The organism is Pseudomonas sp. HAR-UPW-AIA-41 (assembly GCF_002304225.1).
Taxonomy (GTDB): domain Bacteria; phylum Pseudomonadota; class Gammaproteobacteria; order Pseudomonadales; family Pseudomonadaceae; genus Aquipseudomonas.
On record NZ_NSLB01000014.1, the window covers coordinates 1 to 19,082 of the forward strand.

At 63.2% G+C, this 19,082-nt stretch carries 17 protein-coding genes and 2 pseudogenes; 7 read left to right on the forward strand and 12 right to left on the reverse strand.

All coding sequences use genetic code 11. The features are described from left to right. Together CK486_RS16655 and CK486_RS16660 are read left to right on the forward strand one after the other, a co-directional pair. Positions 1 to 315: pseudogene (locus tag CK486_RS16655) on the forward strand (hypothetical protein); the annotation flags it as partial. 423 nt (positions 316 to 738) lie between these two features. Continuing rightward, positions 739 to 2,100, forward strand: a complete 1,362-nt coding sequence (locus CK486_RS16660) for an MFS transporter (RefSeq protein WP_095941433.1) — start codon at positions 739 to 741, stop codon at positions 2,098 to 2,100. A gap of 104 nt (positions 2,101 to 2,204) precedes the next feature. Here CK486_RS16660 and CK486_RS16665 read toward each other — a convergent pair. From CK486_RS16665 to CK486_RS16685, 5 genes and pseudogenes are all read right to left on the reverse strand, one after another. Continuing rightward, positions 2,205 to 3,388 (reverse strand): annotated as a pseudogene (locus CK486_RS16665) (acetyl-CoA C-acyltransferase). An 18-nt stretch (positions 3,389 to 3,406) separates the two neighbouring features. Then, the gene (locus tag CK486_RS16670; protein ID WP_095941434.1) at positions 3,407 to 3,841 is read right to left on the reverse strand and encodes a thioesterase family protein; all 435 of its coding nucleotides are present in this window, start codon (positions 3,839 to 3,841) and stop codon (positions 3,407 to 3,409) included. A gap of 125 nt (positions 3,842 to 3,966) precedes the next feature. After that, the gene (locus CK486_RS16675; RefSeq protein ID WP_095941435.1) at positions 3,967 to 5,130 is read right to left on the reverse strand and encodes an iron-containing alcohol dehydrogenase; all 1,164 of its coding nucleotides are present in this window, start codon (positions 5,128 to 5,130) and stop codon (positions 3,967 to 3,969) included. 103 nt (positions 5,131 to 5,233) lie between these two features. Then, positions 5,234 to 7,024 (reverse strand): acyl-CoA dehydrogenase C-terminal domain-containing protein, encoded by a 1,791-nt coding sequence (locus CK486_RS16680; RefSeq protein ID WP_095941436.1) that lies wholly within the window; start codon positions 7,022 to 7,024, stop codon positions 5,234 to 5,236. Continuing rightward, entirely contained in the window at positions 7,021 to 8,259 is a 1,239-nt protein-coding gene (locus tag CK486_RS16685) for a 3-hydroxyacyl-CoA dehydrogenase (RefSeq protein WP_095941437.1), read from the reverse strand. The genes CK486_RS16680 and CK486_RS16685 overlap by 4 nt, the downstream gene beginning before the upstream one ends. A gap of 102 nt (positions 8,260 to 8,361) precedes the next feature. Here CK486_RS16685 and CK486_RS16690 point away from each other — a divergent pair, with 102 nt between their 5' ends. Next, positions 8,362 to 9,270 (forward strand): LysR family transcriptional regulator, encoded by a 909-nt coding sequence (locus CK486_RS16690; protein ID WP_095941438.1) that lies wholly within the window; start codon positions 8,362 to 8,364, stop codon positions 9,268 to 9,270. A gap of 6 nt (positions 9,271 to 9,276) precedes the next feature. Here CK486_RS16690 and CK486_RS18125 read toward each other — a convergent pair whose 3' ends face one another. Beyond that, positions 9,277 to 9,441, reverse strand: coding sequence for a hypothetical protein (locus CK486_RS18125; RefSeq protein WP_176481739.1), 165 nt, complete (start codon positions 9,439 to 9,441; stop codon positions 9,277 to 9,279). Between the two features lie 189 nt (positions 9,442 to 9,630). Then, positions 9,631 to 11,124 (reverse strand): NAD(P)/FAD-dependent oxidoreductase, encoded by a 1,494-nt coding sequence (locus CK486_RS16695; protein WP_095941439.1) that lies wholly within the window; start codon positions 11,122 to 11,124, stop codon positions 9,631 to 9,633. 207 nt (positions 11,125 to 11,331) lie between these two features. Here CK486_RS16695 and CK486_RS16700 point away from each other — a divergent pair, with 207 nt between their 5' ends. Then, a complete protein-coding gene (locus tag CK486_RS16700) occupies positions 11,332 to 11,979 on the forward strand; it encodes a YceH family protein (RefSeq protein ID WP_095941440.1) in 648 nt (215 codons plus the stop codon). Positions 11,980 to 12,246: 267 nt separating this feature from the next. On the opposite strand, the gene CK486_RS16705 is transcribed toward CK486_RS16700, so the two are convergent. Next, positions 12,247 to 12,849 carry a nitroreductase family protein gene (locus tag CK486_RS16705; protein ID WP_095941441.1) on the reverse strand — a complete coding sequence of 201 codons (603 nt, stop codon included), beginning with the start codon at positions 12,847 to 12,849 and terminating at the stop codon, positions 12,247 to 12,249. Positions 12,850 to 12,952: 103 nt separating this feature from the next. Here CK486_RS16705 and CK486_RS16710 point away from each other — a divergent pair, with 103 nt between their 5' ends. Together CK486_RS16710 and CK486_RS16715 are read left to right on the forward strand one after the other, a co-directional pair. Next, positions 12,953 to 13,339 carry a helix-turn-helix domain-containing protein gene (locus tag CK486_RS16710; protein ID WP_095941442.1) on the forward strand — a complete coding sequence of 129 codons (387 nt, stop codon included), beginning with the start codon at positions 12,953 to 12,955 and terminating at the stop codon, positions 13,337 to 13,339. 85 nt (positions 13,340 to 13,424) lie between these two features. Next, positions 13,425 to 13,856, forward strand: coding sequence for a hypothetical protein (locus tag CK486_RS16715; RefSeq protein WP_095941443.1), 432 nt, complete (start codon positions 13,425 to 13,427; stop codon positions 13,854 to 13,856). A gap of 57 nt (positions 13,857 to 13,913) precedes the next feature. Here CK486_RS16715 and CK486_RS16720 read toward each other — a convergent pair whose 3' ends face one another. Next, a complete protein-coding gene (locus CK486_RS16720; RefSeq protein ID WP_095941444.1) occupies positions 13,914 to 15,452 on the reverse strand; it encodes a phosphoenolpyruvate carboxykinase in 1,539 nt (512 codons plus the stop codon). Positions 15,453 to 15,836: 384 nt separating this feature from the next. On the opposite strand from CK486_RS16720, the gene CK486_RS16725 reads away from it, so the two are divergent. Then, positions 15,837 to 16,592: a BPL-N domain-containing protein gene (locus CK486_RS16725; RefSeq protein WP_095941445.1), complete on the forward strand. Its 756-nt coding sequence runs from the start codon at positions 15,837 to 15,839 to the stop codon at positions 16,590 to 16,592. Positions 16,593 to 16,651: 59 nt separating this feature from the next. Here the strand turns inward: CK486_RS16725 and CK486_RS16730 are convergent, their stop codons facing one another. From CK486_RS16730 to CK486_RS16740, 3 genes are all read right to left on the reverse strand, one after another. Then, positions 16,652 to 17,452, reverse strand: a complete 801-nt coding sequence (locus CK486_RS16730) for a hypothetical protein (protein WP_141248925.1) — start codon at positions 17,450 to 17,452, stop codon at positions 16,652 to 16,654. A gap of 270 nt (positions 17,453 to 17,722) precedes the next feature. Continuing rightward, positions 17,723 to 18,541: an Imm49 family immunity protein gene (locus CK486_RS16735; RefSeq protein ID WP_095941447.1), complete on the reverse strand. Its 819-nt coding sequence runs from the start codon at positions 18,539 to 18,541 to the stop codon at positions 17,723 to 17,725. Continuing rightward, positions 18,538 to 18,990 (reverse strand): hypothetical protein, encoded by a 453-nt coding sequence (locus CK486_RS16740; RefSeq protein ID WP_176481740.1) that lies wholly within the window; start codon positions 18,988 to 18,990, stop codon positions 18,538 to 18,540. Before CK486_RS16740 ends, CK486_RS16735 begins: the two co-directional genes overlap by 4 nt. Between the last annotated feature and the right edge of the window lie 92 nt (positions 18,991 to 19,082).

Here is a 19,082-nt window from a genome sequence, read left to right on the forward strand (position 1 = left end):
GCCGGCAGCGCCGTGGGCGCAGACAAAGGCAGCCGCACCGAAGCGGCTATCGGTGGCGGCATCGGTGCTGCCGGCGGCCAGGTGATTGGCAGCAAGGTTGGCGGCAGCACCGGCGGCATGATCGGCGCCGGCGTTGGTGGCGCCGCCGGTGGTGCGCTGGGCAACGAATACGGCGACGGCAACCGCGATGACGATCACGACGGTCGCCGCTACAGCCGCGATGATGGCTACCGCTACAGCCGCTACGACGATGACGGCCATCCTGGCCGCGCCCTCGGCCACAAGAAAGAGCAGTGGCACAAGAAGCACCGCTAAGCGCCAGCTCCCGCCACAGCCCGACAACGCCGCGCCCCGACAGGAGCGCGGCGTTTTCATTTTCCGCAGTGGTCTCCGGCTACACAGTCTGTTAATCCTGCCGAATGACAGATGTGTCCCCGGTGCACTTGCTCTCGGCGAACGCTGCTCTCGTCACTGGCCATCAGGAGAGCCACATCAGAGCAACAACAAAAGCCACGCCTCATCCGCCGTGAAGCGTCGATGGCCCACTGAAGGCTGTTACCGCCGGCCACAGCCGTACATTTTCTGCGGGAAAAAACGACGCCGATCAGCGCGCGGGCAGGCCGCCCATTCAGCCGGCTGATCGTACCTATGAGCGATAGTGACGGCGCCCGTTCGCCCCTAAGCTGGGTCTCGAACGGCCGCCCCTGGCGGCCCCTTGCCATTGCCTGCGGAGCCGCCATGCACAATAACAATCAAGGCTACCCCTCAAGCCTGTCTGCCTGGACCACGGTCATCATTCTGATGATCGCCTACGTGCTTTCATTCATCGACCGGCAGATCCTCAACCTGCTGGTCGAACCGATCCGCCGTGACCTGGTCATCAGCGACACACAGATGAGCCTGCTGATGGGCTTGTCCTTCGCCTTGTTCTACACCATCTGCGGCATCCCTCTCGGACGACTGGCCGACACCCGCAGCCGCCGCGGCCTGATCGCCATCGGCGTGCTGTTCTGGAGTGCCGCCACGGCCGCCTGCGGCATGGCCAAGCTGTACTGGCAGTTTCTCATCTGCCGCATTGGCGTCGGCGTCGGCGAAGCCGCGCTGTCGCCGGCGGCCTATTCGCTGATCGCCGACAGTTTCCCGCCAGAGCGGCGCGCCACCGCCATCAGCGTCTACTCCATGGGGGTATACCTGGGTTCGGGCATCGCCTTCCTGCTCGGCGGCCTGGTCATCCAGTTCGCCTCGGCACAAGGTGACGTGATGCTACCGGTGCTCGGCGAAGTTCGCCCCTGGCAGCTGATTTTCCTCATCCTCGGTGCGGCCGGCGTGCTGTTCACCCTGGTCATGCTCGCCGTGCGTGAACCGGCACGTCGCGGTGTCGGCGCCGGGGTGGCCGTGCCGCTGGCGGAAGTCGGCCGCTATATCCGCAGCAACCGCCGTACCGTGCTGTACCACAACTTCGGCTTCGCCGGCCTGGCCTTCGCCGGCTACGGCAGCGCAGCGTGGATTCCCACCTTCTTTATCCGCACCTATGGCTGGGACGCCGGCCAGGTTGGCGTGATCTACGGCAGCATCGTCGCCGTCTTCGGCTGCCTCGGCATCGTCTTCGGCGGGCGGCTGGCAGATTGGCTGGCCAAGCACGGGCGCAGCGACGCCAACATGCGTGTGGGCCTCTACGCCGCCATCGGCGCCCTGCCCTTTGTGCTGGCCTTCCCTCTGATGGGCAATGCCTTCTGGGCCAGCGTACTGATGGCGCCCACCGTGTTCTGCCTGAGCATGCCGTTCGGCGTGGCACCGGCGGCGATCCAGGAGATCATGCCCAACGCCATGCGCGGCCAGGCCTCCGCCCTGTACCTGTTCGTCATCACCCTGATCGGCCTGGGCATCGGCCCGACCGCCGTGGCCCTGGTGACCGACTTCGTCTTCGCCGACGACAATGCCGTGCGCTACTCGCTGCTGATCGTCACCGCCCTGGCCGTGCTCAGCTCGATCATCCTCCTGTATCGCGGCCTGGCGCCCTACCGCGACAGCGTAGAGCGCCTCAAGCAGTGGAGCGCACAGCCGCCGCAAAGTGGCAGCCTGCAAGCAGAACCGGCCTGAGGCAAAGGCCCGGACACCCCACCCGGCAAGCGCCAAAAGCCAAACGTGACACAACAAAAAACGGGAGCCGAAGCTCCCGTTTTTTATGGCTGGATTAACGCGGCTTACAGCACTTCGAACAGCCCCGCCGCGCCCATGCCGCCGCCGACGCACATGGTGATCACCACATACTTCACGCCGCGGCGCTTACCTTCCAGCAGGGCGTGGCCGACCATGCGCGCGCCACTCATGCCGTAGGGGTGGCCGATGGCGATGGCACCGCCGTTGACGTTGAGCTTGGCCGGATCGATGCCGAGCGTCTGCGCGCTGTACAGCACCTGACAGGCGAAGGCCTCGTTGAGCTCCCACAGGCCGATGTCATCGACGGTCAGGCCGTGCTGCTTGAGCAACTTGGGCACGGCGAACACCGGGCCGATGCCCATCTCTTCCGGGGCCAGGCCGGCTACGGCGATGCCACGGTAGAGCCCGAGAGGGGCGATGCCGCGCTGGGCGGCCAGGCTGCCGCTCATCAGTACGCAGGCACTGGCGCCGTCAGACAGCTGGCTGGCGTTGCCGGCGGTGATGCAACCGCCCTCGATCACCGGGTTGAGCTTGGTCAGGTCGGCCAGCACGGTCTGCGGGCGGTTGCCCTCGTCGAGGCTGAGGGTCACGTCCTCGTAGCTGACCGCGCCGGTTTCCTTGTCGACCAGCTTCTTGCGGGCGGTGACCGGGACGATTTCATTGGAGAACAGGCCGGCGGCCTGGGCAGCGGCGGTGCGCTGCTGCGACTGCAGGCTGTAAGCGTCCTGCGCCTCGCGGCTGATGCCGTAACGCTTGGCCACCAGCTCGGCGGTCTGCAGCATCGGCATGTAGGCGTGCTCGGCCATCTTGATCACGGCCGGGTCGGCCTCGGCGGCGGTCCACTTCATGTGGGTGTTCTGCACCAGGCTGATCTGCTCCTGACCGGCGCGACGGTGACGGCCATGCCGTCGACCATGATCTGCTTGGCGGCGATGGAGATCGCCATCAGGCCGGAGGCGCACTGGCGGTCGATGGTCTGCCCGCTGACCGACAGCGGCAGGCCGGCGGCCAGCAGCGACAGGCGCGCCAGGTTGGTGGAGGCGGTGCCGCCTTGCATGGCGGTGCCCATCACCAGGTCCTCGATCTCAGCGGCCTCAATGCCGGCCCGCTCGACGGCGGCACGGATGGCCACCGCTGCCATGGATGGCGACTTGAGGTCATTGAAGGCGCCGCGAAACGCCTTGGCGATTGGCGTGCGGGCGGTGGAAACGATGACGGCGTCTTGCATGACGGACTCCTCGGACTATCAGTCGCGCATCAAGCGGGCCATGGCCTCGCGCAGCGCGGTGGGAATGGAAACCGGGCGATTGCTCGCGCGGTCGACGAACACGTGGACGAAGCGCCCGGCCGCGCAGGCCTGCTCCTCGCACTGTTTGAAGATGGCCAGCTCGTACTGCACCGAGCTGTTGCCCAGCTTGGCCACTCGCAGGCCGACCTCAATGCGCTCGGGGAAGGCGATCGAGGCGAAGTAGTCGCACGACGAGCTGACCACGAAGCCGACCACCTCGCCCTCATGGATATCCAGGCCGCCCTGCTCGATCAGGTAGGCATTCACAGCGCTGTCGAAATAGCCGTAATAGACGACGTTGTTGACGTGACCGTAGACGTCGTTGTCGTGCCAGCGCGTGGTGATCGGCTGGAAGTGGACGTAGTCGGCGCGCAGGTGCTCAGGTTGGCTCATGCTCTGTTCTCGTCTGGCTTGCCCACCAGCCTAGGGGCTGGACGCTGGGCGGAATAGTTTGATTCGCCGGCTGTATTGCAGCCTATTGGCCGGGGCCACCCCTCTCCCGGGGAGAGGGGGCAAACTCAATACGCCGCCTGGTAGATCGCCAGGGCGTCGGCCTCGCTGACCTCGCGCGGGTTATTCACCAGCAGGCGCTGCTGCAGCATGGCGTCGCGCGCCAGGGTCGGCAGCATGGCCTCGGGCACGCCGGCATCACGCAGTCGACTGGGCAGGCCGCAGCGCTCGTTGAGCGCCGCCAGCTCGGTGATGAACTCGGCGCAGCGCTGGCCGGTGCCCTCGCCCTTGCAGCGCTCGCCCAGCAACAGCGGCGCCAGCTCGGCGTAGAGCGGCGCGGCGGCCGGCGCGTTGAAGCGCAGTACCTCAGGCAGCACCAAGGCGTTGGACAGGCCATGGGGAATATGGAAATGCCCGCCCAGCGGATAGGCCAGCGCGTGCACTGCCGCGCACGGTGCGTTGGCAAAAGCCTGGCCGGCCAGCAGGGCACCGAGCAGCATGGCCTGGCGCGCCTCGCGGTTATGGCCGTTGTAGACCGCTTCGTGCAGGTTGGCCGCCAGCAGGCGCAGGGCCTCGCGGGCCAGCAGGTCGGACAGCGGGTTCTTCTTGATCTTGCTGGTGTAGGCCTCGATGGCATGCACCATGGCATCGATACCGGTGGCGGCGGTCACCGCCGGCGGGAGGCCCAGGGTCAGCTCGGCATCGAGCACGGCCAGGTCCGGCAGCAGCACCGGCGAAACCACCCCCATCTTGGTGGTTTCGCCGGTGGTGATGATGGCGATCTGGGTCACCTCCGAGCCGGTGCCGGCGGTGGTCGGCACCTGGATCAGCGGCAAACGTGGGCCACGGGCATTGCCTACGCCGTAGATATCCTTGAGGCTCTGGGCGCAGCCCGGGTGGGCGAGCAGCGCCACCAGCTTGGCCACGTCCATGGAGCTGCCACCACCGAAGCCGATGACCAGCTCGACACCCAGCGCGCGGGCGCGCTCCACCGCATTGAGCACGACGGCCTCGGGCGGGTCGGCGATCACCTGATCGAACACCTGCACGGCAACGCCAGCGGCGGCAAAACCCGGCAGCACGCCATCGAGCAGGCCAAAGCGGGTGATGCCCGGATCGGTGACGATCAGCACACGCTGGGCACCACGCTCCCGGCACAGACTGGCCAGGCGCTGGGCCGATCCGCTTTCGCAGAGAATCTGCGCGGTGGTGGCAAAACTGAAGGGCTGCATGGTGATTCCTCTTGTTGTTCTTTTCTTGCCGAGGGGCTGAGCCCCTCACCCTGTCCCTCGCTAACTCCCTCGCCCTTTGGCAGAGGGTTGGGGTGAGGGAATCTCAGAAGGCGAAATGTTCCGCCGGCAGCGCCATCAGGCACGCCGCGCCGCCCAGCAGGGCCTCGCGGTGGCTGCTGGCGCGAGGTAACAGACGGCGCACGTAGAACTCGGCGCTGGCCAGCTTGGCCTGGTAGAAATCCACCTCGCCGGCGCCCTGCTCCAGCGCGTTCTGCGCCGCCACGGCCGCCTGCAGCCAGAAGCCGGCGAGCAGCACGTAAGCCGAGTACTGGAGGAAATCCACCGACTGCGCGCCGATCTCCTGCACATCGCGCTGGCTGTGAGCTATCACCTCGGCGGTGAGCTCGCGCCACTCGCCTAGACGCGCCTGCACGACCTGCCCCAGCGCCGCCAGCTGCGGATGCTGCGCCGCGCGGTCGGCCACTTCGCTGAACTCGGCGATCAGCGCCGACAGCTCGGCGCCGCCATCGGCCAGCAGTTTGCGGCGGATCAGGTCCAGCGCCTGGATGCCGTTGGTGCCCTCGTACAGCTGCGTGATGCGGCTGTCGCGCATCAGTTGCTCCATGCCCCACTCGCGGATGAAGCCGTGCCCGCCGTAGACCTGCACACCGTGGCTGGCGACCTCCTGACCCATGTCGGTGAAGAAGGCTTTGACGATGGGGATCAACAGCGCCGCGCGCTTGCCGGCGGCCTTGCGCGCCGCCGCTTCCGGGTGACCATGCTCCAGGTCGAGCTGGCGCGCGGTGTAGGCCGCGAGCATGCGACAGCCTTCGACCAGGGTCTTCTGGGTCAGCAGCATGCGCCGCACATCGGGATGCACGATGATCGGGTCGGCCGGTTTGTCCGGCGCCTGGGCACCGTTCAGGCCACGCGACTGCAGGCGCTCGCGGGCATAGCGCAGGGCGCCCTGGAAGGCCGCTTCGCCGATCCCCAGGCCCTGCAGGCCGACCTGGAAACGCGCGTCGTTCATCATGGTGAACATGCAGGCCAAACCCTGGTTGGCTTCGCCGAGCAGCCAGCCGGTGGCGCCGTCGAAGTTCATCACACAGGTGGAGCCACCCTTGATGCCCATCTTGTGTTCGATGGCGCCGCAGGACAGCGCATTGCGCTCGCCCAACCCACCCTCCGCGGTGGCGATAAATTTGGGCACGAGGAACAGCGAGATACCCTTCACCCCGACCGGCGCATCCGGCAGGCGGGCCAGCACCAGGTGAATGATGTTCTCGCTGAGGTCTTGTTCCCCGCCGCTGATAAAGATCTTGCTGCCGCTGACCCGGTAGCTGCCATCGGCCTGGGGCTCGGCGCGGGTGCGCAGCAGGGCCAGGTCAGTGCCGGCCTGGGGCTCGGTCAGGCACATGGTGCCGGTCCACTGGCCGCTGACCATCGGCGCCAGGTAGGTGTTCTTCAGCTCGGCGCAGCCATGTTTGTGCAGCGCCAGCACCGCGCCCTCGGTGAGGCCTGAGTAGACGCGGAAGGACAGCGAGGCGGACATCAGCATCTCGTGGAAGGTGCAGGCCACCAGTTGCGGGAAGCCCTGACCACCGAACTCGACCGGCCCGGTCATGCTCGCCCAGCCGTTTTCGAGATACTGCCGGTAGGCCGCGCGGAAACCACGCGGGGTGCTGACCTGGCCGTTCTCCAGGCGGCAGCCTTCCTCGTCGCTGTTGCGGTTGAGCGGCGCGATCTCGTTGGCGGTGAAGCTGGCGGCTTCCTCCAGCACGCCATCGATCAGCTCGCGGTCCAGGCCGTTGCCGAGCAACTGGCAGTGACCGCTGACATCGAACAGCTCATGGAGGACGAAGCGCATGTCGCGCAGGGGGGCCTGGTAGCTCATAGGTTGCCCTCCTTCACGTCGGCGAAGCGCTTGCCGGCAGCAGCCAGGCGCTCGATCAGCGCGGCCGGCTGCCAGTGTTCGCCGAACTGCGTCTGCAGGGTACGCAGGCGGTCGAGAATGGTCGCCATGCCCTCGCCATCGGCCCAGGCCATCGGCCCGCCCTTGTCGGCCGGGAAGCCGTAGCCGTTGAGGTAGACCAGGTCGATGTCGTGGCTGTTGGCGGCGATGTTTTCCTCGAGGATCTTCGCACCCTCGTTGACCAGCGCCAGCAGGCAGCGGGCGCGAGTCTCGGCATCACTCACCGCGCGGCGCTGGAAGCCAAGCTGGGCGGAAACCGCCTCGACCAGGCGGTCAACCTCGGCGTCCGGCAGCGCCTCGCGGCTGCCCGGGGCATAGCGGTAATAACCCATGCCGGACTTCTGGCCGAAACGACCGAGACCGCACAGGCGGTTGTCGACCTGCACCGCCGGGTCGTCCTGACCCTTGCCCGCCAGCTCGCGGGCGCGCCACTCCAGGTCGATGCCGACCACGTCGTACATGCGGAACGGGCCCATGGCGAAACCGAACTGCTGCAGCGCGCCGTCCACCTGGGCCGGCAGGGCGCCTTCGAGCAGCAGCATGCGCGCTTCCTTCACGTAGGTGTGCAGCATGCGGTTGCCGATGAAGCCGTCGCAATTGCCAGCCACCACGCTGACCTTGCCGATGCGCTGGCCCAGCGCCAGAGCAGCCTCCAGCACGGCCGGGGCGGTCTTGGCGCCGCGCACGATCTCCAGCAGCTTCATGATGTGCGCCGGGCTGAAGAAGTGCAGGCCCAGCACCGACTCGGGACGGCGGGTGACGGCAGCGATGGCGTCGATGTCCAGTGCCGAGGTGTTGCTGGCCAGAATCGCCCCCGGCTTGAGCACCTCGTCGAGGAAGCGGAAGATTTTCTGCTTGAGCTCGAGGTTCTCGTATACCGCCTCGATCACCAGATCGGCCGGCGCCAGCGCGGCGTAATCCGCGACAGTCTGCACGCGGGCCAGACGCAGGCTGGCCTCGCCCTGCTCGATGCGCCCCTTGGCGACGCTATGTGCCCAGGTGTCCTCGATCATTTTCAGGCCCTGTTCGAGCATCTGCGGGTTGTTGTCCAGCCACAGCACCGGGATGCCGGCACTGGCCAGGCTGATGACGATGCCGCGGCCCATGGTCCCGGCGCCGATCACCGCCGCCTGTTGCAGATTAAATGCAGCGCTCATGCCTGCTCCTCGTGTGTGTCTATTGATGAATACGTGACACGCACCCTACGCAGGACGCTACTATTTGAGAAATTGTGTCTTGTGATAAGTGCTATTCGATCTGTGAATATTTATAACTTCGATCTCAACCTGCTGCGCGTGCTCGACGCCTTGTTGCGTGAGCAAAACGTCTCACGCGCTGCCGAGCGCCTTGCCCTCAGCCAGCCAGCGGTGAGCAACGCTTTGAGTCGTCTGCGCGACCTACTCGACGATCCGCTGCTGGTGCGCATCGGCCGGCGAATGCAGCCCACCCCCCGGGCATTGGCACTGGAAGGGCCGATCCGCGCGGCACTGCAGCAGATCGAGCAGACCCTCAATGCCGGCGAGACCTTCGACCCGCGGCAGAGCCGCCAGCAGTTCCGCATCGCGGTCACCGACTATGTCGAGCTGATGTGCATGCCGCGCCTGCTCGGCTTGCTCAGCGAGCAGGCACCGGGCATCCGCATCGATATCGCCCACCTCAGCCCGAGTCTGCCGGTGGAAGCCCTGGACAAGGGCGAGCTGGACCTGGTGCTGGGCCGCTTCGACGAGATACCGGCGCGTTTCGCCCGCCAGCACTGGCGCAGCGAGACGCTGCAGGTAGCGGTTCGTAAGGGCCACCCGCAGCTGGCCGGCTACCTGGACCTGGACAACTTCCTGCGCCTGCGCCACCTGTGGGTGCACGGCGGGCAGACCCGCGGCATGGTCGATCAGTGGCTAGGCGAGCAGGGCCTCAGCCGAGAAATCCGCTACACCACGCCGAATTACCTGCAGGCCGCGCATATCGTCGCCGGCAGCGAGCTGGCTGCCGTGCTGCCGACCCAACTGGCCCGCCAGTTCGCCGCCCTGCTGCCGCTGCAGCTGTTCGACCTGCCGTTCGAGGTCGGCCCATTCCATCTGGAAATCGTCAGCCTGGCCCAGCGCCAACGCGATCCGGCGCTGCAGTGGCTGGTCGGCCTGATGCTGGCGATTGGTGATGCCCGAGAGAGATAGACAGGATCACAGCATGCTGTCGCTGATCAGCATGCCGTGAAGCACTTGGCAGGTCTTACGCCCGTGGCGCAATTGCAGGGGATGTCGACTGATGATCTGCCAGCCACTGGCCAGCAGTTGTTCGATGTGAGCCCGCATGGCGAGGTATTGCCGTTGTTCCTGGCTTTGCATGGTCGAGTCCTTTCGTCGCAAACCGCGGCTTCCCTGCCCCAGCATCCTTTGGGGCAGGCCGATCATGATCAGACAATCCAATCGTGATCGACGCCATGCATCCTAGACGGGTTAATCCCTGCCAGAAATAGCCAAAGGCTTACAAAGACCGTCGTTTTGGCTGAGTCTGCAACCGAGGCAAGCAGGCTCTCAGGACGCCAATACCTCCGACGCGCTGACCTTGGCCCGCGCTGGCGCGCTGAACTGCAGGTAGTCATCCTCCAGCTTGCCGTAGCGCAGCAGAACCAGATCACGCAGGTAGTTCTGGTACAGCTTCCACGGTGCCCGGTCACCCTGTTTGGGCAGCATGGCCTCGGCGCGCTGGATATAGCCGGAAGCCAGATCGAGGAACGGCGCCGGTTTGACCTGATCCTGACTCGCCCGCGGGGTGCACTGACGCATGCCGGTCTGATCCATGTGCTGGATCAGGCGACAGAAGTACTCGCTGGAGAGATCGGCCTTGAGCGTCCAGCTGGCATTGGTGTAACCCAGAACCACGGCCAGATTGGGCAGATCGCGCAGCATGATGCCGCGGTAGCCCATGCTCTGCGAGGCATCGAAAGCCTGACCATCGACCTGCACCTGCATGCCGCCGAACAGCTGCAACTCCAGCCCAGTGGCAGTAATGATGATGTCCGCAGGCAGTTCCTGCCCGGACTTCAGGCGGATGCCGTCTGCGGTGAAGCAGTCGATATGCTCGGTAACCACCGTGGCCTTGCCGGCCTTGAGCACCTTGAACAGGTCACCATCCGGCACGGCGCAGACGCGCTGATCCCAGGGTTTGTAGCTGGGGCTGAAGTGGCGCATGTCGAAATCCGGCCCCAGGGTACGGCGAATCTGCCCGAGCAGGACCTTGCGGATGAAGTTGGGGAAACGCTTGGACAGGTTGTAGAAGAGCATCTGAATCGCCACGTTGCGCGTGCGCGCCAGGCGGTAAACCCAGCTGTCCGGCAGGAAGCGGCGGAGGAAATTGGAGATCACGTCCTGCTGCGGCAGGCTTGCCACGTAGGTTGGCGAACGCTGCAGCATGGTCACGTGCGCGGCCTGATCGGTCATCGCCGGCACCAGGGTCACGGCGGTGGCACCGCTGCCGATCACCACCACGCGCTTGCCCCGGTAGTCGAGGTCCTGCGGCCACAGCTGGGGATGGATGATCTGTCCGCGGAAGTCGTCACGCCCCTTGAACTCGGGGGTGTAGCCGGCTTCATAGCGGTAGTAGCCGGTGCACATCATCAGGTACTGGCAGGTCAGGGGCAGCGGCTCGGCCTGCTCGCCACGCTCGACCTGCAGGGTCCAGGTCGCCGTGGCCGAGTCCCAGCTGGCCTGACGCACACGATGCTGGTAGCGGATCTTCGCGGCAATGCCGTTTTCCTCGGCCGTCTCCTCGATATAGCGGCGGATCGACGGACCGTCGGCAATCGCCTGCGGGTCGGTCCACGGCTTGAAGTTGTAGCCGAGGGTGTACATGTCCGAATCGGAACGGATGCCCGGGTAGCGGAACAGGTCCCAGGTACCACCGAGGCTGGCGCGGCCCTCGAGGATGGCGTAACGCTTGTTCGGGCATTGCTGCATCAGGTGGTAGGCAGCGCCGATGCCGGACAGACCGGCACCGATGATCAGTACATCCAGATGTTCTACAGGCATGGCCATTCCTCGTGCGCAACGCGCTTGTTGTTCTACCCGGCAGGGTGTCGACTGCCGCCGGCCGTGTCATCCGGCCTTTAGTCTTGCATCTAGGGCCTGCTAGAGCTAACCGCCACACGAACAGCAAAGCCAGTTAAGTCGCCATAGCCCTGCCGACAGCCCGGAAACCAGTTACCCTTGGCCATCCTAACTACACCGGACTACCCCATGAGCGAGCCAGCTGCCAGCCATTTCGCCGAACAACCACTCACTCCCTGCGAGCTACGCCTGCTCGGCAGTCTGGTGGAGAAACAGGCGACCACACCGGAAACCTATCCGCTGACCCTCAATGCCCTGCAGCTGGCCTGCAACCAGAAGACCAGCCGCGAGCCGGTGATGAATCTGGAACTGGGCGAGCTGGGCGCCGCCCTGCGCCAACTGGAAGGTCGTGGTCTGGTCCGACTGGTCATGGGCAGCCGCGCCGATCGCTGGGAGCAGCGCCTGGACAAGGCTCTGGAGCTGGTCCATCCGCAGGTGGTACTGCTAGCCCTGCTGATGCTGCGCGGCCCGCAAACCCTTGGTGAGCTGCTGACCCGCAGCAACCGACTGCATGACTTCGATGATCTGGCTGAAGTGCAGCATCAGCTGGAGCGTCTGGCCGCGCGCGGCCTGGCCTGTCAGCTGCCACGCCAGAGCGGGCAGCGCGAGGACCGCTACATGCACCTGCTCGGCGGCCCGATTGATCTGGCCAGTCTGGTGCAGAACGCACCGGCAGCGGCCGGTGGTGGCAATACACGTATCGACAGTCTGGAGGCGCGCATCGCCGAACTGGAGGAGCGCCTGGCCCGCCTGGAAGCCGCACTAGGCGGCGACTGAGCGACCCTGGGAGCAGACCCTGCAGCAACTGCCGCTGTGAAATGAGTGTCTTAATTGCGCCCCCGGCAAGGTCGTGACCGATCAGGAGATGCCTTATGTCCACACAGTCCCGCTTGGCTCCCCCAGTTATTTCGATGGTATGGACTACGCCGCTCAGCACATGCACCTCAAGCTGATCGACGAAATCACCGCTGACGGCTGACGGCATGGCGGACAGTAAAAAGGCGTGCCATGGCACGCCTTTTTACTGTCCTGAGCAGCAGACAATCAGAACGTATTGCGCAGTATGGTCTCGGCAAACGGCAGCTTGCCGACACGCGGTTTGTGCTCGACGTTGCGCTTACCCACCGCGACCATCAAGCCGATCACGTGGTTGGCCGGCAGCTTGATCAGTTCGCCAACGGCGGCAAAGTCGAAGCCATCCATCGGCACGCTGTCCAGGCCCTTGGCGCGGGCTGCCAGCATCAGGGTCTGGGCCACCAGACCACAGCTGCGCATCACCTCGTCACGCTGAACCTGCGGCTTGTCGCGGTAGTAACCATCGATGGCCCCGACCATGAATGCCTTGACCTCCTCCGGCGCGCCTTCCCATACACGCTCGGCGTTCTGCTCCCAGCTGTCGAGCTGAGCGCAGACCACCACCAGCATGGAGGCCTCGGTGATCTGTGCCTGATCCCAGCCAACCGCGCGGATCTGTGCGCGCAAGGCCGGATCACTCACCTCCACCAGGCGAACATGCTGCAGGTTGAACGCGGTCGGCGCGAGCAGCGCCAGTTCCAGCAGCTCATCCTTCTCGGCCTGGCTCAGAATGAACTCGGGATCATAGCCACGGGTGGAGCGGCGGGTCTGAATAGCTTCCAGGGTATGCATCGGTAAGTGCCTCTGGTCGTTTTAGGTGCCGCCATCCTAGCTATTGCCAGCCAAAAGCGTAAGTATGTACATTTATGGCCGATACCTACATAAAGGTAACCGTATGAATGCTCCCGCCATCACCACACCTGCCGGCTGTCCGGCTGAAGCCGCACTCGACGTCATTGCCGGCAAATGGAAGGGCATGCTGATCTTTCACCTGCTCGGCGGCACCCGCCGCTTCAACCAGCTGCAGCGCATGTGCCCGGGCATCAACCAGCGCATGCTGACCAAGCAACTGCGCGAACTGGAAGAAGCTGGTCTGGTGCTGCGTACCGTCCATCCTGTAGTGCCGCCACATGTCGACTACCAGCTGAGCGAACTGGGCCTGGCCTTGCAGCCGGTGATGAGCAGCCTGCAGCAGTGGGGTAACCTCTACCTGAGTCGCGGCGGCAGACATGGCCGCTGCAGCGACCAATTGCACGGCTTGGACGAAGCAGAGCGGCTCTAAAAGGCTTGCAGGTATTGCCAAGCGGTATAAACCAGGCGCCTCAGAAGGATTAATCTGACAACAGATCCCGCAGGGAGGTATCCCCATGCAAGTCTCCGCCGCCAGCAGCAACCTGCCGCTCAGCACTCAGGTGATCAAACGCGCCGGCGAATCCGCACAGGCACCCGGCTCGCCCGTTACCCCGGAGCAGGTCAACAAGGCCGTCGACACCGCCAGCGACCGCGCCCAGCAGGCACAGGACAACCGTGCCGCCGAACAGACCAACCGCCGCAGTGCGGCTGCCCAGCTGTATAGCGCCAACAGCCAGAAGAATCAGATCGACACCTACTTGGCTGTCGCCAGCGAGGGAGAGGTTGAGTCCAGCGAAGGTAATCTGGAAGCCGCCCGGGAGCTCAGCCAGGACGTCCAGCGCTACCGTGTGGCCGAGGCCGCCGACAGCCGCCCCGAGCAGGCCGAACGCCCGGAAAAACCCAGCCGGCCTGCCGAGCCAACACCCTACATCGATGTTCAGGCCTGACCGATTGCAGGCACAAAAAAGCCGCCCGAGGCGCTTTTTTGCGTCACGACAGTCCGCTTACAGCTGCGGACCGGCGTTACGGATGGCGTCCGACACGCTGAACTTCTTGAAGTTCTCGATGAACTGAGCGGCCAGAGCCTTGGCAGCTTCATCGTAGGCGTTCTTGTCAGCCCAGGTGTTGCGCGGATTGAGCAGCTCGGTCTCAACGCCCGGCACGGCCTTCGGCACGTCCAGGTTGATGATCGGCAGGTGCTCGGTCTCGGCACCGATCAGCGCGCCGCTCTGGATGGCCGCGATCACGCCACGGGTGGTCGGGATGTTGAAGCGTTTGCCCACACCATAGCCACCGCCGGTCCAGCCGGTGTTGACCAGGTACACCTTGGAGCCGAAGCCCTGGATGCGCTTGATCAGCAGCTCGGCGTACTCGCCAGCCGGACGCGGGAAGAACGGCGCGCCGAAGCAGGTGGAGAAGGTCGACTTGATGCCGCCGCCGCTGCCCATCTCGGTGGAACCGACCAGTGCGGTGTAACCGGACAGGAAGTGGTAGGCCGCCTGCTCGTTGTTGAGGATCGACACGGGCGGCAGAACGCCGGTCAGGTCGCAGGTCAGGAAGATCACTGCGTTCGGCTCGCCGGCACGGTTGGCCTCGACGCGCTTCTCGATCAGCTGCAGCGGGTAAGCGGCACGGCTGTTCTGGGTCAGGCTGGAGTCGGCGTAGTCCGGCAGGCGGGTACGCGGGTCGAGCACGACGTTCTCCAGTACGGCGCCGAACTGGATGGCTTTCCAGATCACCGGCTCGTTCTTCTCGGACAGGTCGATGCACTTGGCATAGCAACCGCCTTCGATGTTGAACACGGTGCCCACGCCCCAGCCGTGCTCGTCGTCACCGATTAGGTAACGCGACGGATCGGCGGACAGGGTGGTCTTACCGGTACCGGACAGACCGAAGAACAGGGTGGTGTCGCCGTCTTCGCCCACGTTGGCGGCACAGTGCATCGGCAGCACGTCCACTTCCGGCAGCAGGAAGTTCTGCACCGAGAACATTGCCTTCTTCATCTCGCCGGCGTACTGCATGCCAGCCAGCAGAACCTTCTTGGAGGCGAAGTTGATGATCACGCAACCATCGGAGTTGGTGCCGTCACGCTCCGGTACGCACTCGAAGAACGGCGCATTGAGGATCTGCCACTCGCTCTTGGCGGACGGGTTGAACTGCTCCGGGTTGATGAACAGGCAACGGCCGAACAGGTTGTGCCAGGCAGTCTCGGTGGTCATCTTGATGGCCAGGTACTGCTCCGGATCGGCGCCCACATGCACGTGGGAAACAAAGCGGTCGCGCTCGCCGATGTAGGCTTCAACGCGAGCCCACAGGGCATCGAACTTGTCTTCCGGGAACGGGCGGTTGATGTTGCCCCAGGCGATCTTGGCCTCGGTGCCCTGCTCCTTGACGATGAAACGGTCTGCCGGAGAACGACCGGTACGGTGACCGGTCTTGACGACCAGCGAACCGTTGGCGGCCAGCTCGCCCTCACCGCGGCGAAGGGCTTCTTCAACCAGCTGAGCGGCACTGATATCGATGTACTGAGTGGCTTGCGTCATGTAGTCCCCGTCGGCTCGAGGCCGAGTCCTCCAAACGTATGTAGTGCCCTTCAACAAACACTACAGGGAAAAAAGTGCGCCGGATTATGCCAGAAATGCCTCTCACTTGGCGAGTCGGCTGATCGGCTAGCTGACAGACAGCGCGCAGTGGCGCCTCTCAGATCCCCACTCACTGGCCTGGGTCACACCGGAGCAGAAGCTTTGCCCAAGAACCCTGCACAGGTCACGTGATAAATACCGATGGCATCGATAGAAAGCCTGCATCAGGGATAAGGCGCAGGGTTTCGCCATGGAGGGTAAATTGCTCCCTGCGCCAGAGCGTGAAAAACAAGGCAGGATCTGCCGCCACTGACAAACAAACTCAACTGACGAAAAGGAAATGCAATGACCAGGATGGCAGCACGTCTGGGCTCATTACTTTTAGGCCTGCTGATAAGCGGATTCCTGACGGCCTCTCCCGCTCCGGCGAGAGAGCCCTATGCGCTGATCTACAACGGCCCGACGGCTGATCAGGCCAGCACCGAGGCGATCAGCAGCGTCGTGCAGCAGTTGGGCCTGACGGTTCGATACATCGCCAATCTGGATGACCTCCCGACCCAGCTGGGTGATGCCAGGGTGTTCATTATTGGCGGCACCGATGATGACGTAGAGCCGCTCCTGCAACGCTTCACGCCGGCGCTGCGCACCACGCTGAAAACCTATCTGAGTCAGGGCGGGCGATACCTGGGAATCTGCGGCGGCGCCTACCTCGCCTCCCTTGGCTGGCCGGAAGAGGATCGTTTTGTCGAAGGCCTGGCGCTTGTCCCCGCGCAATCGGACGGTTACGACCAAGACTTCGAAGCGAAGATCTATCCGGTCACCTGGCTCGGCGAGACCCGCCAGATGTACTACCAGGCCGGACCGAGCTTCGCCCTGGCCGAGAGCCCGGAGAGCGTGACCAGGCTGGCCTACTTTGAAGATCGCCAACTGGCCGCACTGATGAGCACTTTCGGCGCGGGCAAGGTGGCCGTTTCCGGCCCCCACCCCGAAGCTCCCGACTCCTGGCGCGCAGAGGCGTTGAAGGGCGACCAGATGGACCGGAATATCGACCTGGCATTACAGCTATTGCGGGAACTGTTGTCGGATCGCCCGGTGAAATAGGCCATCAAGGCAAGGTAGGGAAACACCCCCGTTGCACTGTTGCCAACAGTTCCAGGCCACTAGCGCTTGCTGACGCACTGATGCAGCCTGGCGCGCGCGGCCAGGCCATCGGTCCAGTCGATATCTGCAACAGCGCGGCCGTCCATCTCAACGATGAAATGCTCAACATCCAGCATGGTGTTCAGCGCCGCGTCGATGTTCGGCACAGTCAGGCCGATCGCTCCCGCCGGAATATTCGGTACCGAAAAGTTCAACGCATTCACCGACTGCGGCTGATACTTGGACTGCTTCAGTGTCACCGCCACAGTCTGCGTGCTCGATGGCGTGGGAATATCCGCACTCCAGAAGATCAGCATCCCGCCCTGATAGACTTTTCCGGGGCCGACAATACTGACCGCGCCACCCTCTTTGCTCCACATCGCAACGCAATTGTCCCCGGGAGCCGAATCTTTCTTGGCCTGGAAAAATCTCCACTCACCCCGCTTGTACCGCTGGTAATCGGGATCCGCTTCCAGCTTTTGCAGTTTGGCTTCGGCTTCGAGCATCTGCTTCTGGGCTTCTGCGTTTCTGCTCGCCTGCTCATTGATGGCGCTGTTCATGGCGTCGTAACTGGGCGGGGCGGGGTCGGCAAAAATATTGCAGCCGTAACAGCTATAGCCGGCATACCCACCGCCGCCACCGCTATCAGCCCCGCCACCTGTAGCCACGCACAAAGGAACAGCGGCAATTCCATGGGAGCCACCGCCAACACCGATCTGCTGCTCCCCAGGCCCGGGGCCACCCGGGCAGGGATAATTAGCCAATGCTGGTTGGGCGATAAAACCAAGCGCGGCAAACACAAAAAAGCCAAAATATTTCATCGTGTATTTAAGCTTCCCGTCACGTTGAAGGGCGATTCAGCTTGATCAGCGGGCTCAGGCGAATACTTCATTGGGCCATCCAGAAAAGAGAGGACGCCCCAACGACAGACACCACCTGCCGCTTGTGCGCACGCCAGGCCAGAGAGTGCGGCCAATACAGCCACAACACGCCGACCCGTGGCATACCCCTGCCATCACTTCGCAGAAGCTCTCAGCCTAGCCAAGCAACGGCGTGCAAAAAAATAAATCTGCCCCCCTTTTTTGACTTGCTTACTCTTTCCTGGAGAGCAAGCGCTTGAACTTGGACAGCAAGCCCGGCGGAGGCGGCGGAGTCCACTCTGGCCGCAGAAAATCGTACTCCACATCATAAGAATCCAACGGCTCAACCGGCAGCAGCTCCATGGGTACCAAGGGGTTTTGAATTTGAACTTCAATGCCCCGGCACCAGCACAGCTTGGCGTGGACAACGGCAAAGCCAGCCAAAAACTGTCCTTCAAGCTCGTTGACCGATTTGATCTTGGCTTGGTTCTCAATCAATGCTTGCAAGCCCTCTTTGTCTTGCTTGAGCAACAAAGAAAAGAAGTCCTGCCCGGCTTGAGCCAGCGCCTTGTCGTGCTTGCGGCCTTTTTTTGCAACCAGGGCAATGGTCTCGCGCAAGGCGTCATCGTCGCGGCGCAGCACCAGTTGGAATTGGTGCCAATGGAAATGCGGCGTCTTGACGTCATCTTTATCTTTGAGTTCAGCATGGATCAGCCAGTCGAAGATTTCGGGGCTGTCGCTGAGCAAACCGTATAAAAATGGCTCGTAACCAGAAAAGGGGAAGTCGCAAGTTTCAGCCTCTTTTTGGCAGGCTATCAAGAGCTTGCAGGCTACGTAGAAGTGCTGTTTCAAACCGTGTATATCGTTTTCAACGAAAAAAGACTTAAGGCCACGGTATCTTGGTAAAGATGAAGCAGAAGAGAGCACACAACCCCACTTTAATTGATGGTAGTTAGCGACATCCTTTGCTAGCTGCTCTTTTGAATGGTCATTCTGTAAGTTAACTACTTGCGTCAACCATTCTTCACGCGTCTCCTTGAGCTCACTCATGGTTTCACCTTCACGATGACCATGCCGTTGCTATTAACACCAGAAACAACGGTCGTTAGCTTTCCTGCGTCTTTGGCTGCCATGATTTGATCTGCCAATTGTACCTTGACCGGATCTTTTGTAGCTCTGAGTGCCCGTACCCTGCTCACTATCCACTCATCGGACATTTGCGTCTTCAAGCCAGTTCCTTCATTACCCCCGCTCAACTTAATCGACCCATTCGCCTGTAGCGGCTTGACCTCGTTGATAATCACCTGATTGCCCTTGATATAAACCCCATCAAAGCAGTTGCCCGCACCGCATTTGCCGTCGAGTGGCGCAAAACCATTTCGCTCAAAATAGCTGTTGGAGACCGTTTCGCGAAGCTCCCCTGCCTTGGTGCTATCCAGTGAATCCAGCTTACTCAAAGCATCTACTTCTGCTGCATTCAAGCCTGCCGGCGTGCCCACTCGTGTAATTTGCTGCGCAGAAATATTGCCGCCACCAGAAAATAATAAAGTGAATAAAAAAGGGGACAGATTTATTTACCGGCCATGCATCG

Excerpts from the sequence above, each read along its gene's own strand:
- CK486_RS16660 (WP_095941433.1), top strand. The coding sequence starts at position 739 with ATGCACAATAACAATCAAGGCTACCCCTCAAGCCTGTCTGCCTGGACC.
- CK486_RS16670 (WP_095941434.1), bottom strand. The coding sequence starts at position 3,841 with ATGAGCCAACCTGAGCACCTGCGCGCCGACTACGTCCACTTCCAGCCG.
- CK486_RS16675 (WP_095941435.1), bottom strand. The coding sequence starts at position 5,130 with ATGCAGCCCTTCAGTTTTGCCACCACCGCGCAGATTCTCTGCGAAAGC.
- CK486_RS16680 (WP_095941436.1), bottom strand. The coding sequence starts at position 7,024 with ATGAGCTACCAGGCCCCCCTGCGCGACATGCGCTTCGTCCTCCATGAG.
- CK486_RS16685 (WP_095941437.1), bottom strand. The coding sequence starts at position 8,259 with ATGAGCGCTGCATTTAATCTGCAACAGGCGGCGGTGATCGGCGCCGGG.
- CK486_RS18125 (WP_176481739.1), bottom strand. The coding sequence starts at position 9,441 with ATGCAAAGCCAGGAACAACGGCAATACCTCGCCATGCGGGCTCACATC.
- CK486_RS16695 (WP_095941439.1), bottom strand. The coding sequence starts at position 11,124 with ATGCCTGTAGAACATCTGGATGTACTGATCATCGGTGCCGGTCTGTCC.
- CK486_RS16700 (WP_095941440.1), top strand. The coding sequence starts at position 11,332 with ATGAGCGAGCCAGCTGCCAGCCATTTCGCCGAACAACCACTCACTCCC.
- CK486_RS16705 (WP_095941441.1), bottom strand. The coding sequence starts at position 12,849 with ATGCATACCCTGGAAGCTATTCAGACCCGCCGCTCCACCCGTGGCTAT.
- CK486_RS16710 (WP_095941442.1), top strand. The coding sequence starts at position 12,953 with ATGAATGCTCCCGCCATCACCACACCTGCCGGCTGTCCGGCTGAAGCC.
- CK486_RS16715 (WP_095941443.1), top strand. The coding sequence starts at position 13,425 with ATGCAAGTCTCCGCCGCCAGCAGCAACCTGCCGCTCAGCACTCAGGTG.
- CK486_RS16720 (WP_095941444.1), bottom strand. The coding sequence starts at position 15,452 with ATGACGCAAGCCACTCAGTACATCGATATCAGTGCCGCTCAGCTGGTT.
- CK486_RS16725 (WP_095941445.1), top strand. The coding sequence starts at position 15,837 with ATGACCAGGATGGCAGCACGTCTGGGCTCATTACTTTTAGGCCTGCTG.
- CK486_RS16730 (WP_141248925.1), bottom strand. The coding sequence starts at position 17,452 with ATGAAATATTTTGGCTTTTTTGTGTTTGCCGCGCTTGGTTTTATCGCC.
- CK486_RS16735 (WP_095941447.1), bottom strand. The coding sequence starts at position 18,541 with ATGAGTGAGCTCAAGGAGACGCGTGAAGAATGGTTGACGCAAGTAGTT.